The organism is Veillonella absiana (assembly GCF_032970865.1).
GTDB classification, from domain to species: Bacteria; Bacillota; Negativicutes; order Veillonellales; family Veillonellaceae; genus Veillonella; species Veillonella absiana.
Window position 1 is genome coordinate 145,343 of sequence record NZ_JAWJZB010000003.1, and the last position, 17,351, is coordinate 162,693.

Annotated in this window: 18 protein-coding genes and 1 tRNA gene; all 19 read left to right on the forward strand. The window is 38.1% G+C overall.

Annotated elements, in window-relative coordinates; translation table 11 throughout:
* Positions 1-55: 55 nt before the first annotated feature.
* Entirely contained in the window at positions 56-1,513 is a 1,458-nt protein-coding gene (gene guaB, locus RVY80_RS03400) for an IMP dehydrogenase (RefSeq protein ID WP_295188182.1), read from the forward strand.
* Between the two features lie 145 nt (positions 1,514-1,658).
* Entirely contained in the window at positions 1,659-2,384 is a 726-nt protein-coding gene (locus RVY80_RS03405) for a WecB/TagA/CpsF family glycosyltransferase (RefSeq protein WP_295188179.1), read from the forward strand.
* Between the two features lie 14 nt (positions 2,385-2,398).
* On the forward strand, positions 2,399-3,040 hold the full coding sequence (locus RVY80_RS03410; protein ID WP_295188177.1) for a phosphatidylserine decarboxylase family protein: 642 nt from the start codon (positions 2,399-2,401) through the stop codon (positions 3,038-3,040).
* A complete protein-coding gene (gene pssA / locus RVY80_RS03415; RefSeq protein WP_295194005.1) occupies positions 3,033-3,707 on the forward strand; it encodes a CDP-diacylglycerol--serine O-phosphatidyltransferase in 675 nt (224 codons plus the stop codon). Before RVY80_RS03410 ends, pssA begins: the two co-directional genes overlap by 8 nt.
* A 17-nt stretch (positions 3,708-3,724) precedes the next feature.
* Complete coding sequence (locus tag RVY80_RS03420; RefSeq protein ID WP_317329685.1) at positions 3,725-4,981, forward strand: glycosyltransferase family 2 protein; 1,257 nt, start codon at positions 3,725-3,727, stop codon at positions 4,979-4,981.
* Between the two features lie 181 nt (positions 4,982-5,162).
* Positions 5,163-5,924 (forward strand): 5'/3'-nucleotidase SurE, encoded by a 762-nt coding sequence (gene surE / locus RVY80_RS03425; RefSeq protein WP_295194004.1) that lies wholly within the window; start codon positions 5,163-5,165, stop codon positions 5,922-5,924.
* 32 nt (positions 5,925-5,956) lie between these two features.
* Positions 5,957-6,040, forward strand: a tRNA-Leu gene (locus RVY80_RS03430).
* A gap of 128 nt (positions 6,041-6,168) precedes the next feature.
* The gene (acpS, locus tag RVY80_RS03435) at positions 6,169-6,537 is read left to right on the forward strand and encodes a holo-ACP synthase (protein WP_317329686.1); all 369 of its coding nucleotides are present in this window, start codon (positions 6,169-6,171) and stop codon (positions 6,535-6,537) included.
* An 89-nt stretch (positions 6,538-6,626) separates the two neighbouring features.
* Positions 6,627-8,171 carry an NAD(P)H-hydrate dehydratase gene (locus RVY80_RS03440; RefSeq protein ID WP_317329687.1) on the forward strand — a complete coding sequence of 515 codons (1,545 nt, stop codon included), beginning with the start codon at positions 6,627-6,629 and terminating at the stop codon, positions 8,169-8,171.
* A 73-nt stretch (positions 8,172-8,244) separates the two neighbouring features.
* The gene (locus tag RVY80_RS03445) at positions 8,245-9,219 is read left to right on the forward strand and encodes a ComEC/Rec2 family competence protein (RefSeq protein WP_317329688.1); all 975 of its coding nucleotides are present in this window, start codon (positions 8,245-8,247) and stop codon (positions 9,217-9,219) included.
* Positions 9,220-9,613: 394 nt separating this feature from the next.
* On the forward strand, positions 9,614-10,750 hold the full coding sequence (locus RVY80_RS03450) for an N-acetylmuramoyl-L-alanine amidase family protein (RefSeq protein ID WP_317329689.1): 1,137 nt from the start codon (positions 9,614-9,616) through the stop codon (positions 10,748-10,750).
* Positions 10,751-10,753: 3 nt separating this feature from the next.
* On the forward strand, positions 10,754-11,335 hold the full coding sequence (locus tag RVY80_RS03455) for a GerMN domain-containing protein (RefSeq protein ID WP_317329690.1): 582 nt from the start codon (positions 10,754-10,756) through the stop codon (positions 11,333-11,335).
* A gap of 111 nt (positions 11,336-11,446) precedes the next feature.
* Positions 11,447-12,424, forward strand: coding sequence for a thiamine-phosphate kinase (gene thiL, locus RVY80_RS03460; protein WP_295188164.1), 978 nt, complete (start codon positions 11,447-11,449; stop codon positions 12,422-12,424).
* Positions 12,414-12,908: a tRNA (adenosine(37)-N6)-threonylcarbamoyltransferase complex ATPase subunit type 1 TsaE gene (tsaE, locus tag RVY80_RS03465; RefSeq protein WP_295188163.1), complete on the forward strand. Its 495-nt coding sequence runs from the start codon at positions 12,414-12,416 to the stop codon at positions 12,906-12,908. Before thiL ends, tsaE begins: the two co-directional genes overlap by 11 nt.
* On the forward strand, positions 12,892-13,758 hold the full coding sequence (gene tsaB, locus RVY80_RS03470; RefSeq protein ID WP_295192713.1) for a tRNA (adenosine(37)-N6)-threonylcarbamoyltransferase complex dimerization subunit type 1 TsaB: 867 nt from the start codon (positions 12,892-12,894) through the stop codon (positions 13,756-13,758). The genes tsaE and tsaB overlap by 17 nt, the downstream gene beginning before the upstream one ends.
* Positions 13,755-14,204: a ribosomal protein S18-alanine N-acetyltransferase gene (rimI, locus tag RVY80_RS03475; protein ID WP_317329691.1), complete on the forward strand. Its 450-nt coding sequence runs from the start codon at positions 13,755-13,757 to the stop codon at positions 14,202-14,204. The genes tsaB and rimI overlap by 4 nt, the downstream gene beginning before the upstream one ends.
* Positions 14,201-15,238, forward strand: a complete 1,038-nt coding sequence (gene tsaD, locus RVY80_RS03480) for a tRNA (adenosine(37)-N6)-threonylcarbamoyltransferase complex transferase subunit TsaD (RefSeq protein WP_295188157.1) — start codon at positions 14,201-14,203, stop codon at positions 15,236-15,238. The genes rimI and tsaD overlap by 4 nt, the downstream gene beginning before the upstream one ends.
* A complete protein-coding gene (locus RVY80_RS03485) occupies positions 15,238-16,641 on the forward strand; it encodes a sensor histidine kinase (RefSeq protein WP_295192715.1) in 1,404 nt (467 codons plus the stop codon). Before tsaD ends, RVY80_RS03485 begins: the two co-directional genes overlap by 1 nt.
* 1 nt (position 16,642) lies before the next feature.
* On the forward strand, positions 16,643-17,212 hold the full coding sequence (locus tag RVY80_RS03490) for an ANTAR domain-containing response regulator (protein WP_295188154.1): 570 nt from the start codon (positions 16,643-16,645) through the stop codon (positions 17,210-17,212).
* The last annotated feature ends 139 nt before the right edge of the window (positions 17,213-17,351 follow it).

Sequence of the window (17,351 nt, forward strand, 5' to 3'; positions counted from 1 at the left end):
ACGGCCCTTTATGATAACGCAGTTTTTAGTTTTATATAAGTGAAAGGAAAGTACCATGAGAGAAGATAAATTTGGTATTCAAGGTTTAACATTTGATGACGTTTTATTAATTCCAGCAGCATCTGATGTACTACCAAATCAAGTAGAATTATCTACACAATTAACAAAAGACATTAAGTTAAACATTCCTATGATTAGTTCTGGTATGGATACCGTTACAGAGTCCCGTATGGCCATTGCTATGGCGCGTGAAGGTGGTCTTGGTGTTATTCATAAAAATATGTCTATTGAAGAACAAGCTCACGAAGTAGATAAGGTAAAACGCTCTGAACATGGTGTTATTGTAGATCCAATTTATTTGAGTCCACAAAATTTGTTATCTGATGCAGAAGAATTGATGCATAAATATAAAATTTCTGGCGTGCCTGTGACTGAAAATGGGAAATTGGTTGGTATCATTACAAATCGCGATATGCGTTTTGAATCTGATATGACTCGTACTATCGGTGCTTGTATGACAAAAGAAGGTCTTGTAACGGCTCCAGAAGGTACATCTTTAGAAACAGCTAAACAAATTTTGCGTGAACACCGCATTGAAAAATTACCTTTAGTTAATGGTGATGGTGAATTAAAAGGCTTGATTACTATCAAAGATATTGAAAAAGCTACAAAATACCCTAATGCCGCTAAAGATGGTAGCGGTCGTTTATTAGTTGGTGCAGCTGTAGGCGTATCTAAAGATATGTACGATCGTCTCGATGCATTAGTAGCTGCAAAAGCTGACGTAATTATTGTAGATACTGCACATGGTCACTCTGCAGGTGTATTGCGTACATTAAAAGAAATTAAAGCAGCCTATCCTCATATTCCAGTTATCGCTGGTAACGTAGCTACTGCAGCTGGTACAGAGGCGTTAATCGAAGCTGGTGCTGATGCTGTTAAAGTAGGTATTGGACCTGGTTCCATTTGTACAACTCGCGTTATCGCTGGTATTGGTGTTCCACAAATCACTGCTGTATACGAATCAGCAAAAGTAGCTCGTCGTTATGGTATTCCTATCATCGCCGATGGCGGTATTAAATACTCTGGTGATATTGCAAAAGCTATCGCTGCTGGTGCTAATGTTGTAATGATGGGTAACCTATTGGCTGGTACTGATGAAAGCCCAGGGGAAACTGTTATTTACCAAGGTCGTAGCTATAAAGTATACCGTGGCATGGGCAGTCTTGGGGCTATGAAATTGGGCAGTAAAGATCGTTACTTCCAAACAGAAGCGAAAAAACTCGTTCCAGAAGGTATCGAAGGTCGCGTACCTTACAAAGGCATGTTAGCAGATACTATCTTCCAAATGGTTGGTGGTCTTCGTGCCAGCATGGGCTATTGTGGTTGCCATAACATTCAAGAAATGATGGATAATACACAATTTATGCAAATTACAGCAGCTGGTTTGAAAGAAAGTCATCCACATGATGTTAGCATCACTGTAGAGGCTCCTAACTATAGTGGTTTATAATCCTTTTTACTGTGGATTGTAAAATTTTCTGGTTGGATATTTAGAAAAAATATGTTATAAATTATAGGTTGGATATATTTTTCTGTATAAATATATACTGATTATTTTAAACAGATTATGATAAAGGTTTTAGTGAGGTGTTATATTGCGCAAGCGTATTGATATATTGTCTGTGCCAATTGATGTTATTACGAAGGACGAAACTATTCAGCGTGTTCAAGAGATGATGAACGAGCCGGGGCTACATATTGTAGCCACGGCTAATGCTGAAATGGTTATGCTTGCCAATAGTAATCCTTCTTTGCATACAATATTAGCGAATGCTAGCCTAGTGGTTCCAGATGGAGCAGGTGTGCTTTGGGCAGCAGAACAAAATGGAGAACATTTCCCAGAACGTGTAGCTGGTATCGATGTAGCTAAAGGTCTATTTAAGGTCGCTAGTGAACAATCGATTCCTGTATATTGCTTGGGGGCTGCACCGGGTGTGGCAGAAAAAGCAGTGTCTAATATAGAACAAGAAGTAGGTCCATTGAATATCGTTGGTATTCATGATGGCTTCTTTAATGCTGAAGAAGAAACGAATATTATTCGTACTATCGAAGAGGGTGGCGCCAAAATCATATTTGTAGCACTGGGCATACCAAAACAAGAAGAGTGGATTCAACATAAATTGTCCCATCTTGATGGTGTTGTGGCTATGGGGATTGGTGGATCCTTTGACGTATTAGCTGGTAATATTCCACGTGCCCCAGAGTGGATGCAACATAATCGTTTAGAGTGGTTATATCGTCTATATTTAGAACCAAAACGTATTGGTCGTATGATGAGCATACCTAAATTTATGCTTACTGTTATTAAAAATAAACGCTAGAGAGGTGGTGCAACGTGCCCACAGGTCCTATTATAAAAGAAGGCTTTCCGCTCATTGGTGCCATGCTCCTAATAGCGGTACTATTATGTGCTTTTGGACATTATTATATTGCAATTATTCCCTTTATATTGGCACTGTTCTTTGTCAATTTTTTCCGAAATCCAAAGCGCGTAATTCCTCAAGATCCAGACTTGATTCTATCTCCTGCGGATGGGAAAGTTATGGATATTGCCGATGTATATGAAGATTTATATTTGCATCGTGATTGTAAAAAAGTAACAATTTTCTTATCTGTATTTGATGTGCATGCTAATCGTGCACCTATCGATGGAAAAATTATATATCGTCAATATACAGAAGGTGGCTTTCTACCAGCTTATAAGGATGAAGTAGGTTTTGAAAATGAACGCCACACAATTTGTATTGAAAATGACCGCACAAAAGTACTAGTAACACAAATTGCTGGTCTTTTGGCTAGACGTATCGTATCTTGGACTGACCTAGATAGCGTATTGAAACGTGGACAACTGTATGGAATGATTAAGTTTGGTTCTTGCACAGAAATCTATATGGATAAAGATGTTGAAATTTTTGTTGAAAAAGGTCAACATGTGACTGCCGGAGATACAGTTATTGGGAGGTTAGGTCATGAATAAATCAATATTTCCTAATTTGTTTACCGGAAGCAATTTAGCTTTTGGCGTTATTGGGATTACATTATCTGCACAAGGGGAAACAACATATGCAGCAATCTGTGTTTTGTTGTCTCTATTGGCAGATGGTTTGGATGGGCGCGTGGCTCGAGCTTTAGGTGTGTCAGGTCCATTTGGCCGTGAATTAGATTCGCTAGCTGATGTTGTGGGCTTTGGTGTAGCGCCTGCATATATGTTATATGTGAAAGAACTATATGGTTTAGGTTGGTACGCTTATGTACCATTGTTAGCATTTGCTGTATTGGGTGCTTTCAGATTGGCCCGTTTTAATATTATGACAGAAGAGGTACATGGGTATTTCCAAGGGTTACCAATTCCAGCTGCTGGTTGTTTGGCAGCAACCTATGTATTATGTGGTGTTATGGTGCCTCAAATCGTCTTGATGGTTTCTATGATTTGCGTAGGCATCTTGATGGTTAGCGAAGTAAAATATCCTGATTTTAAAGGTCATAGTTCTTTGTGTATTCAAAAAATTGCCATAGGTATTGTTGGTCTATTGGTAGTATTGGGCTTGATTTGTGATTATCACGCTTGGGCTGTATTGTTGTTTGCTGGCTATGTGTTATTTGGCTTGATTAACTCAGCACTTAACTTAGTTATTCGCAAGTAAGGTGGAGGTTGTATTACATGGATTACCTACTGGATCTACTATTGATTCCTATGCAGGTAATAATCGTAATTTACACGATTTATTATTTTGTGTTGGCCGTCGTAGGCATGTGGCGTCAACGCGTACATAAAAACTATACACCGAAAAACTCCTTTGCCGTTGTTATTTGTGCGCATAATGAAGAGGTTGTAGTAGGAGAATTAGTCAAGAATCTACGCAGTTTAGATTATCCTGATGAACTCTATGATATCTTTGTGGTAGCAGATAACTGCACAGATAATACTGCAAAAGTAGCTGGTGAAGCAGGGGCCTTAGTGCATGAACGCTTTAACCAAGAAGAAGTAGGCAAAGGCTATGCTATGGGGTGGATGTTTGAGCGCGTTGAACAAATGCAACGAAAATATGATGCCTATCTTGTCTTTGATGCTGATAATTTAGTGCATCCACAATTTCTCTTGGAAATGAATGATCATCTTGAAAAAGGTGAATCTGTTATTCAAGGGTATTTGAACTCCAAAAATCCTACAGACTCTTGGGTAGCAGGTACATTCTCTATTGCGTTTTGGATGGTTAATCATATGTGGCATCTAGCTAAATACAGATTGGGTTTATCTACTGCATTGGGTGGCACAGGTATGTGTATTCGCACCTCTATCATTCGAGACTATGGTTGGGAATGTAACAGCCTTACAGAAGATATGGAATTCTCTATGAAGTTATTGACTCATGGAATTCGTACTTGTTGGGCTCATGATGCTATTGTATATGATGAAAAAGTAACTACTATGATGGCATCTTGTAAACAACGTCTTCGTTGGGCACAGGGGCAATTTCTATGTGCAGAGCGATATATTCCAAAACTCTTTACCATAGGTGTAAAAACTGGAAATATTATGATTCTTGATGGGATTTTCCAAGTGAGTCAGCCATATTTCTTATTATTATCTACCGTATACTTAGTATTATCTTACATCAATGGATATTACCCAATTTATACAAATATTTTGTATCAAATTATGCCAGTAACGGTGTGGACCATCATTGGGGTAGGACAATATCTTTTCCCATTGATTGTACTCCTTAAAATTAAGGTGCCACCAAAAATTTGGTTCTATTATTTGTTATATCCACTCTTTGTGTACTCCTGGGTTCCAGTCAATATTCTTGGCTATTTCCGCCGTTACAACAAGGTTTGGTCTCATACGATTCATACTCGTGCCGTTGCACTTGAGGATGTGAAATTAACTCGTATGGGCAACATGAATAAAAAATAATATGAAAGCAGTCGATTTTGATCGGCTGCTTTTTGCTATAGAGAGGAATTTTCAAGTATAATAATCTCATGAAAGTTATACTATGTTAGTTCATATGATGATTATATGTGAGCTCACTAGAGTTATCCTATAGGATACATGGTTTTAGATAGTGTAGAATTAATAATTTATAGAGGTATATATGCATATTTTAATTTGTAATGATGATGGTATTTTAGCGCCCGGCCTTCGTGATATGGCCGATTATTTAGCACAATTTTATCAAGTCACAGTTGTGGCACCCGAAGTGGAGCAAAGTGCCAAATCACATGCCTTGACGATTGAAACACCTTTAAAGATTCGTAAATTTAGCGATGATACAGCAAACCCAAGATTGATGGCAGTTACAGGAACACCGTCTGATTGTATGAAACTAGCTATGAGTTATTTACTTGTAGATGATATGCCGGACCTGGTGATATCGGGTATTAATCATGGATTTAATTTAGGATCTGATGTACTGTATTCAGGCACTGTTTCAGGGGCTATGGAATCCATGTTCTATAATATACCAGGGTTAGCGCTTTCAGTGAGAAAATACAGTTCTCGACGTGGGGAAGAGATGTTGCCATTTATTAAGTCTTTTATTGAGCAAATATTTGTAAAGGAAGCATTTCATGGTCTCTTAAATGTAAATTTTCCATTGGAAGGCCCATGTGACTGGGATCATGTAGAGGTTGTAAGTCAAGGATTCCAGCGATATACAGATATTATTGATGCTCGCATGAGTCGTCGCGGGGATGAATACTTTTGGATTGGCGGTCATTTAGAGTTTGATAAGGACGATATTCCTACGGATGTAGAACGCATAGAACATGGCGTAATTACTGTAGTAGCATTAACCTGGAAGCAGCAGAATGATGAAGATATGGAAATTGTAAAAAAAATTGTTGACAAGGTATAGTCGTTTCGGTATAATAGCAATTGTTCCGATGTGCCGGAGTGGCGGAATGGCAGACGCACTTGACTCAAAATCAAGCGGGTAACACCGTGTGGGTTCAAGTCCCACCTCCGGCACCATAAAGCTAATAAAGTTCCAATCCTGTTGTATCAATAGGGTTGGGATTTTTTTTGTCTATTTATAAGGCCTTGTGTATAATGAGTATACAGCTCTTGTATTTTGTATTACACTCATCCGAGGAGGATGCATGAAACTAGGCATTGATATAATTGAAATTGAACGGATTCAAATGGCTATTGAAAGAAATAATGCCTTTATAGAACGCGTATATACACCTATAGAGGTTTTCTATTGTAAGAGTAAGGGGAAACATCAATATGAGTCCTTTGCAGGCCTTTACGCTGCAAAAGAAGCATTTTTGAAGGCTTTAGGAACAGGAATGCGTTATGGTTCCTGGCAAGAGATTCAAATTGATCATGATGAATTAGGAGCCCCTTATATTACAATATCTGGGGTATTTAAAAATATATTTGAACAAGGGGGGTATAGTGATGTACAAGTATCTATTAGTCATTGTCAGAACATAGCAATGGCTCAAGTTATTTTGAGCAAATAGATACTAGTAAATCATGGATAGATATTTTCTCTAACCCACTACCGTAATGAGGACATATAGTTCAAATTCAGATTGATTGAGGTGAAAACATGCGAATATTAACAAAGGAAGAGTCCCAATACATTGACCGTATGGCGCCAGAAAAATACGGAATTCCATTAGGGTATCTCATGGAAAATGCAGGTTCTGATGTGGCACAAGTTTTGGCCAATCATTACAAAGGGGCAAAATCTATTTTATTTCTCTCTGGAAATGGTAACAATGGTGCTGATGGTCTTGTGGCAGCTCGCCATTTAATGGAACTAGAAATTCCTGTTTGTATATATCTTTTTGGTGAAAGTCAAAAGGGCTCTCAGCTATTTAAAGAGCAATTACATATGGTTAAGCAGTTAGGGATAGCAATCTATACATCACTAGATGATATTCCATGGCATACTATATGGGCGGTTGTGGAAGGTCTCATTGGAACTGGAATGAAAGGTGAATTGCGGTTTCAGATGAAGGAGGTTATTGAAATAGTACAATCTCAGTGTGAATTATATTCTATCAGTAAATGGTCCATTGATATACCGGCTGGTGTAAATGCTAATACAGGTGAGGTATCTCACTCTAGTTTTAAGGCTGATTATACGATTACTTTTGGCGCTACCAAACAAGGCGTATGTTTGTATCCTGGTAAAGAGTATGCTGGGCATGTAATTGTAAAACCTTTAGGTATCCCCTTTGAGAAGGTGTTACAAAATTATCAAGCCTATCACAATACGTGGGGATTAGATATTAGATTAATAGAGACCCTATTGCGTCCTAGGAGTGCAATAGCCCATAAAGGCCGTAATGGGCACACTCTAGTTATTGGTGGTTCTAATGGTATGATTGGGGCACCTTTGATGGCTGGCGAGGCATCTGTTCATAGTGGGGCAGGTAAAACAACTGTAGCTGTACCAGACGATTGTTTACGTACGTTGCAAAATAAAGTTATGCCAGAGGTGATGACTGCCTCTTTTCGCAGTGTGTCAGATATAATGGATTTGGTAAAAGATAAGAGTGTGCTGGCATTGGGCCCTGGATTAGGGAGACGTGAGGAAACGGCACAAATAGTACTCGAATTTTTAGCGACCTATGATGGGCCTATTGTGCTTGATGCCGATGCTTTCTATGCTTTGGGAGATATGGCTAATGGAGAGACGAATGGAGTTTTGCAATCTCGCTCTCATCCAGCTATTATGACACCGCATCTAGGTGAGTTCAGTCGATTGACAGGGCGCTCAATTTTAGACATTCAAAAGAATTATGTTCAAAGTGCTCGTGACTTTGCTATAGCACAACATGTTGTTCTTGTCTTAAAGGGCATTCCTTCATTAGTAGCATTGCCTAATGGGACGATTTATATAAATATGGCTGGTAATTCAGGTATGGGCACCGGAGGAATGGGTGATGTGCTAACCGGTATGATTTCGGCTTTTGTGGCACAAGGATATGAGGTAAATGAAGCAGCACTTATAGGTACGTTTTTACATAGTTATACTGCAGATCGCTTAGGGACAAAAAAGTTGTGGGGATATACTCCTAGTGATGTGAGTGTTCGTATAGGGAGTGTTATTAGCGAATTGCTTTCTCCCTCACTGAATGTTTAGTATATTGTTTGTATATTCAGTGTAGTCTATGTATTTAGAAGTAGATAGAGATTATATTATTGGGAGTGTGTGAATGAAATCAATACAAAAAATAATTACATATTGTTTGTGTCTCCTTGTGTTCGTACTTTCACTAGCAGGATGTAACAATGAAAGTGCAGCGAATATTATTTTAGATCAAGCCACGAGTGTACTAAATGTGACAAACGGGGCTGCTGAAAGTTCAGTCAATGATCAAGAGCGTGACGATTATCCTAATGAAGCTAAGGGGACGGTCCATGTATATGCTCTAAATATTGGACAAGGTGACGCATTCCTCGTTAAGGTCGGAAATGAATATAGCTTGATTGATACGGGGGATGTGGCACATCGCCCCAATATAGTGGCTCAATTGCAACAATTAGGGGTAAAGAAATTTAAAAATATTATTATTACTCATGGACATGAGGATCATATTGGGGGATTTTTAGCCATAGCTAAAAATTTTGAAATTGAAAATGTTTATGACAATGGTATAATCACCAAAACAACGGTGGAAAATTCCTATCGACGAATCATCGAAAAAAATCATATTAGACATCATAGTTTACATAAAGGTGATGTGGTAGATTTTGGAAGTAATTCAACTTTCATCGTCTATGCCCCGTGGGAGGACGTTATTAAGGATTCAAAAGGGAAACCTGATTTGAATAATAATTCTATTGTGGGAAAGTTTAAATTTGGTAAATTTTCTATGCTATTTACTGGTGATGCTGAAAAGATTGAAGAAGCTCGATTGGTGAAGGAGCAGAATAGTAAATTATTTGCTCGTGTTCTCAAGGTAGCGCATCATGGTTCTGATCATAGTTCACCTACAAAGTTTATCCGATCTGTACGCCCAGAAATTGGTGTTATTTCTGTAGGTTTACATAATAGTTATAATCATCCTGGGGATAAAACATTAACTAGGTTACAACAAGAAAAGGTTTCTATTTATAGAACTGACACGATGGGTATAGTGCACATTAGTACAGATGGAAAGACATGGCAAGTAGAGACAGAACGATAAAGTAGTAAAAAAATTTTTACTCATAATATACCATATAAGGTCATATATATAGGGGATATATGCTGTAAATTGTATATATCCCTTTTTTATGTGTTTTGATAGAGGGATTTAAGGACTTGAATGTACATTGACTGTGTACCTAGAGCGGAATTCTGTGGTATAATAAATAACTGACGTAATGAGATTTTGTGAATATATTGTTATCTTAATGACATTTAGTCAATCGAATGTTATTTATGAAAATAAATAGTAAATCTTCATCTTATTACGATGTAATCAGACTATAATTGAGATATGACATTAAAATTATGATAGCGTACCACGTGGTGTAAATTATATGAATTAATTTACACCAATGATGTACTAGGATTTGAACTTGATTGGAGTGAATGTTTTGCGAAAACTCTACTTATTTTTCTTTGCCCTTCTTATGTTGATTCCATTTATGGGATTTGAGGCACAGGCGGCCACTCTACAAGATGCAAGATGGGTAACTAGAAATGATGCACCCATACCATATGTGCGGATGGTAATGGATTTATCTGCACCAGTGAAAGCTAGTGCATCTATTAGTGAAGATGGAAAAACGACGACCGTTACATTAAAGAATACCAAAATTGGTAAGGTAAAGTCATCGATGACAATGGACTCCTCCATTGCTAGCTCAGCTAAGTTGACACAAGTTGGAAAAAATGTAAATGTAACTATTAAAACACCTAAAGCTCTTGATACAGATGGAATTAAAGTATTTTCTTTGAAAAAGGATACGGTTAATAATAAACCATACCGTATAGTGATGGATGTACAAAAACAAGGGGTTGCACCTAAAAGTAACTATTATGGCAGTAAGAAAACAACTGCTAAGTCTAGTTCGAGTTCCACTAAAAAAACAAGCTCAACTTCGACAGGTGCTGCAACAACAATTAGTTCTAATGGTAATTACAAAACTTCTGGTGGATTAGCAGGTAAAGTTATTACTCTTGATCCTGGGCATGGTGGTAGCGATCCAGGTGCTATTGGGCCTAATGGTTTACAAGAAAAACAAGTTACATTGCCAATTGCTAAATACTTAAAGGCTGATTTAGAAGCACGTGGAGCTAAAGTATATATGACTCGTACAACTGACGTTGATGTATATGCACCCAATGCGAGTGGTGTAGATGAGTTACAAGCTCGTGTTAATGTAGCAAATAAATATAATTCTGATGCTTTTGTAAGTATTCATATTAATGCATTCAGCAATCCTAGCGTAGGTGGCATTGCAACTTATTATTATAGTAAAACTGGGTATGATGCTAAATTAGCTCAACGAGTACAAGATCAAATCATGAATGAACCAAAATTTAATGGTGACCGTGGTATTCAAGAGGGGAACTTGTATGTATTACGTCATTCCGATATGCCAGCTATCTTGGTAGAACTTGGATTCATCTCTAATCCAACTGAAGAGGCAGCATTGAATACAACAAAAACACAACAAAGCTTTGCCGCAGAAATTGCAGCAGGTTTAGCAAGTTACTTTGGAGGCTAATCTATGAAGTTAAAAATGAGATTAGTATCTGCTATGTGTATTGCCATATTAGCTGTGTCAGCCGTTGGTTGTAGTTCTGATATGGCTATCCCAGGAGCTGATTCTAGTAAAAAAACAGTACAGCAAGATACTAAAGCAAATAAGGATGCATCAACTGGAAAACTTGATAAAAGTAGCTCTAGTGAATCTGTTAAAATGATTTATTTTATACCTACTGAGGATGCATCTGGTGTTACCCAAGAATCTGTAGAGATTTCTGCAGATAAGAGCACGCCAAAAGCAGCATTGTTAGCGATGTTAAAATCTGATCGTAGTCATAAATATCCAATCTTTGATAAAGCTATTGAAATTAGCTCTGTTACTGTTAAGGATAAAGTTGCAACGGTAGAGGTAAATAAAGCTTTTGCAGCTGGTAAAGGGGGCGATTTGACTGTTAAATTACAATTAGCAGCCATCGTTAATACACTTACCTCCTTTGATGATATTAACAGTGTTCTATTTGTGGTTGATGGAAAACAAGTTAAGTCTATTGCTTCTTTTGATACATCTGAACCATTAACACGTATGAAAAATTTAATTAAATAATGACTCTTTAGAGTAAAAGAAATCTGTAGCAATCTAATTGCTACAGATTTTTTGTAAAATTTGATATAGTATAAGTTAGATTATTATATGAGTTTAGAAATGTGAGCTATTATGCAATTACAAGATATTGGTGAATTTAATTTCATAGATAGTATTAATTCAGATGTGATTAACGATGCATCTACGGTGGTGACAGGCATTGGCGATGACTGTGCCATTTATAAGGCAAATCCTGAGATGGAACAATTAGTATCCATTGATACGATGGTTGAGGAAATTCATTTTTCCTTGCGGTATATGACACCTTATGACGTAGGTTATCGTCTGATGACTGCCAATCTTAGTGATATTGCAGCTATGGGTGGTATTCCACGACAAGTTGTATTATCTGTGGCAGCACCAAAGGCACTAGATGTGGCCATATTAGATGAATTCTATAAGGGCATAAAAGATCAATGTAAACTACATCATGTAAATATTCTTGGTGGCGATACTGTGAGCTCTCAAGAGGGCATCGTATTAACTGTAACGATTATAGGTGAGGTGCCTCGTGGTACGGCTGTTCTACGTAGTGGTGCACGACCTGGAGATATTGTAGGGGTTACCAATTATGTTGGGTATGCTGCTACAGGCTTAGGTGCTTTATCGTATGGTTATGATGGCTATGACATGACGATACTTGGTCATCAACGTCCTGATCCACAAATTGAATTAGGTCAAGCTCTACGCATGCATGGTGTAACAAGTATGAATGATATTAGCGATGGCCTAGCTAGTGAATTACATGAAATTGCTAAGGCGTCAGGCGTGAATATTGTCATTGATGAACAAATAGTACCACTTCATGAAGAGACCTATACGTTAGCAAAGTCATTAGGCACACGTCCCGTTGACTATGCCTTATATGGTGGAGAAGACTTTCAGCTTGTTTTTACGGCACCAAAGGAGTTGGAAGACACTTTAAAAAAAATAGGTCAAATCACTATTATCGGTCAAGTATTGGAAGGTAATAATATTGTACAAATGGTGACGAAGGAACGGAAAATAGAAACGCTAGAGGCGAGAGGATATAATCATTTTGGAAACTAAGTATAGAGTGGAGTGTCAAACACACTCCGTGGAGGATACAACTCAATTAGGAAAGCAATTAGGTGCATTTTTACAAGAACGCCAAGAACCCTTATGTGTGGCTCTCATAGGTGATTTAGGAACTGGGAAAACGCATATGTCTCAAGGTATTGGATTAGGCTTTGGCATTAAAGAGGAAATGACGAGCCCTACCTTTGCATTAATGAATACTTATGAGGCGCATGGTCAAGCATTATATCACTTTGATGTATATCGTTTGGATGATGTGTGTGAATTAGAAAATATTGGATTCTACGAATATACAGAAGACCAAATTAGTATTGTTGAATGGGCAAATAAATTTCCTCATGAATTGCCAGATGAAACATTATGGGTTACTATTACACGTCTTGGCGAGAGTGAACGTCAAATCATGATGGCTAGTGACATCCTCAGTGATGATGAATTAGCCCAAATTGGAGGTCAATATGTGGTTAGGAATTGAAACAAGTAGCCTAGTATCAAGTGTAGCTCTGGTGGATGAAACTAGAGTGATTGGTGAAATCACTATGCAAGCAGGCTTTACTCATTCTGAACAATTGGTGCCACATATTGATGCCCTATTTAATATGACGGGGAAACAAAAATCTGATTTGACGGGAATTGTGGTCAGTACTGGTCCTGGTTCTTTCACAGGTTTACGTATCGGTATGGGTACAGCCAAGGCGATGGCCTATGCCCTCAACATTCCTTTATATGGTGTAATGACTATGGACGGAATGGCCTATAATTTGCCATATTGTGAGGGTATTATTTCTGTTCTTATCGATGCGCAAAAGAAAAATGTTTATGAAGCGCGTTATGAATGGCAAGACAATTCGTTGATATGTACTCAATTACCTATGGTGAAAGCTGCAGTAGATCTTATGAATGAGGTGGTGGCTGATGGTCATTCCATAACATTTATTGGGGATGGCATTAAACGTATTACTAAATTGATGCCTGACGATACACCACATATTCGTATTGCACCTATGACAGCAACTATACCTAAGGCAAGTTCGCTTGTCTTAGCAGCAATGCCACAGATTGAAGCTGGTGAAACTGAAAATCCGATGACGATGGTGCCATACTATATTCGTCGCTCTGAGGCTGAAGTTGTGTGGGAAGAAAAGCATAAAGACAATGTTGATATGCTGGCACAAAATTCTACAGTTATCGTGATTGAGACCGTGAAAACAGCCAATGTATTAACATCGTTAGATGACTCTACGTATATAGATGCTACAAACCATACAGGTGATATAGCTAAAGTATCAGTAACAACTGATAAGACTAGTGAGGTGGATCTATGATTATTCGACTAGCAGAGGTTTCCGATGCGGAAGAAATTTTCGATATTGAGGAAGAATGTTTTTCTATTCCTTGGTCCATGGATTCCATCGTGAATGAATTAGAAAACCCTGGACATAAACTCTATTTCGTAGTTGAGGAAAATAAACAATTATTAGCCTATGCTGGAGTGTGGCTTGTGGCAGATGAAGGGCAAATCACTAATGTAGCCGTTCGTACTTGTGCGCGCCGTGAAGGCTATGGGGCTATGCTTGTTCGAAAACTTGTAAAAGAATGTTTTAAACGTGGTGTTGCTGAAATTTTTCTTGAGGTGCGCGTATCGAATGTGGCTGCCATGTCACTATATCGACGCTTAGGATTTACCGTAAAAGGATTGCGGAAACATTATTATCAAGAACCTGTTGAAGACGCATATATCATGTCTTTAATTAAAGAGGATGTACAATGAGTGTATATACATTAGCACTAGAAAGTAGTTGTGATGAAACTTCGGCGGCTGTCTTGCAGGATGGTCGTACAATTTTATCCAATGTTATATCTAGTCAAATTCCAATTCATAGAAAATTTGGTGGCGTTGTGCCAGAGGTGGCCTCGCGTCATCATATAGAACAAGTCATCCCTGTTATCGACCAAGCTTTGGCAGATGCGCATGTAACATTACAAGATATTGATCATATCGGTGTTACTTATGGCCCAGGATTAGTAGGTGCTTTGTTAGTAGGTGTGGCAGCGGCGAAAGGTTTATCCTTTGCTACGGACATTCCTCTTATCGGTGTAAATCATATGGAAGGTCATATTTTTGCTAACTTCCTAGCTAATCCAGAACTAGAACCCCCATTTTTGAGCCTTGTAGTCTCTGGGGGTCATACTATGCTCGTGGTCGTAAAAGACTATGAAACATTTGAAATTTTAGGTCAAACTCGCGATGATGCAGCGGGAGAGGCTTTTGATAAAATTGCTCGTGTTATGGGATTTCCATATCCAGGTGGCCCGCATATTGATAACATTGCTATGGAAGGTAACCCTGAGGCTATCGAATTTCCGAAAGCATTGAGTGAGCCTGGTAACTTTGAATTTAGTTTTAGTGGATTAAAATCTGCCGTATTAAATTATTTAAATAGTGCAGCGCAGAAGAATATTGAAATTAACAAGGCCGATGTTGCCGCATCCTTCCAAAAAGCATTGGTTGATGTATTAGTGGAAAAAACAGAGGATGCCGCAAAACGTACAGGGCAAATGAAAATCACCATTGCTGGTGGTGTATCCGCCAATAAGGGGTTACAGAAGGCTATTAAGGAAATGTGCGAACGAAATGGATTTATGTATTATGAACCGCACAAAATCTTATCTACCGATAATGCAGCTATGATTGGATGTCGTGCGTATTACATGGCACAGGCAGGTAAATTTTCTGATTTATCATTAAATGCAAAACCAAGTGTAGATATTGGTACCGTATCTTGGGTGGAGTCGATTAAATAATGGATATACAAAGTACATTATTAAAAGATACCAATCTGTCTGAGCCACAAGTTAGCCTGTTGTTGCGGATTGCTGAGTTTATCCCTTTTGCTGAATCAGTGGTACAGCATGCTGTGTATATGTTTACGGCAAATCAAGAGGGGGGATTTTTGAAAATCTACCCTATAAAGCAGGGTATTGCTTGTAAATCATTATCTGCTACGATTGTTCCCATTTGGACACAGCTGTTGTCTGAAGGGCAACCTATACAGGGCTTTCAAGAGGAGCAAAATGGAAAATTAGCATTTATTATTACCTATCCTATTGTAGATAATGGTGGTAAGGTGATAGGGGGACTCGTATTTAAAAATCCTCATATAGAAAGTGTGGCTGATGAAAATATTATTCAACAAATTCTTCTTTTAACTGAGACCACATATATGTCTATGTTAATGCCACAAGATATATTGGATAATCCAAAGAGCCTTTATGAACCACTATCCTATCAGGATGGGGTTATCATATTTGATGAAGGGGGCACCATCATGTATGGTAATGAATCGGCATCTCGACTTGTTAATTTACTAGGCTTTGATCGGAGATTAGTAGGGTCATCTATTTATGGCAGTTCCTTGAAGTTGTCCTTTGTAAAAAAAGTGCTCACTGAACGACAAGGGGCCATTAGTGAGGAAATATACCAGGATATTGTGGTTCGTCAAACGGTCATTCCCGTATTCTTTGGGCGCGGTTTGAGCCGTAGTTTTTTGTTCTTAAAGGATATGACACGTGAAAGTAAACAACAACAGGCTTTATTAGTAAAAAATTCCGTTATTAAAGAGATTCACCATCGCGTAAAAAACAATTTGCAAACCGTAGCAGGACTGCTTCGCATGGAGGCTAGACGATCAGACTCTAATGAGGTTAAAAAAGCATTACAAGAGGGAATCTCTCGAATTGAAAGTATGGCATTGGTACACGACATCGTATCCCACTATGATGAGGATTATATTTCTATTCGTAGTATTTATGATGAACTTAGTAGATTGTTAAAAAATAGTATGCTGTTACCAAAGCAACAGGTGCAATGTGATTATATAGGAGATGATATTATCATTTCCTCACATCAAGCGAGTTATGTGTCCTTGATTATTAATGAACTCATATCTAATAGCATTGAGCATGGACTTGGGACACAAGATGGTCATATCACATTATCGGTACAGGACAATAATCAGCGTATTTTGATAACCTTAGGCGATGATGGCAAGGGACTGCCAGAGTCATTTTCTTTGGATGCATCCAAGCGATTAGGATTACAAATTATTAGAAATTTAGTGACTCATGAATTACAAGGCACAATACAGATGGGAAATCATCAGTCTGGGGGGACAATTGTGACCATTGATTTTGAAAAAGGAGAATAATATGAAGGTAGTACTCGTAGATGATGAATCTTTAATTAGAATGGATCTTAGAGATATTCTAGAGTCTGGTGGCTGTGAAATTATAGGAGAAGGTGCTAATGGCGTTGAAGCCATTCGGTTGGCAAAACAATTACAACCAGATGTAATCCTTATGGATGTAAAAATGCCAGAATTAGATGGTATAGAGGCAGCTCGACAAATTGGTTATAATCATTATGCACCAGTTGTGCTATTAACGGCGTTTAGTCAAGATGATCTAGTTAAAAAAGCAAAAGACTCTGGCGTATTTGGCTATTTGATTAAACCCGTTAGAGAAGAGCAACTGATTCCTACATTACAAATGGCTATTGGCCGTTTTAAAGAGGATGAGCAAATGCGTGCCGATATGGCATCTTTAGAACAATCTTTAGAGGATCGCAAACTTATTAGTCGTGCTACCGGGCTATTAATGGATATGTATAAAGTAACTGAGGATGAGGCGTTTTCTCGGATTCGTGGCTTGGCAATGAAAAAACAAGTGACCATTGCTACTTTGTGCGAACAGATTATCGCATCGGCGAGTAAAAAATAATATTGGTATAGTGAGTAAAAAATAATATGGCATAACGGATAAAAAATAATAACGAAATGTAGACAGAGCTATAACAAGATGAATTACAACATCATCTTGTTATAGCTTTTTGCACTTTTGATTTGACTTTATATTGTAA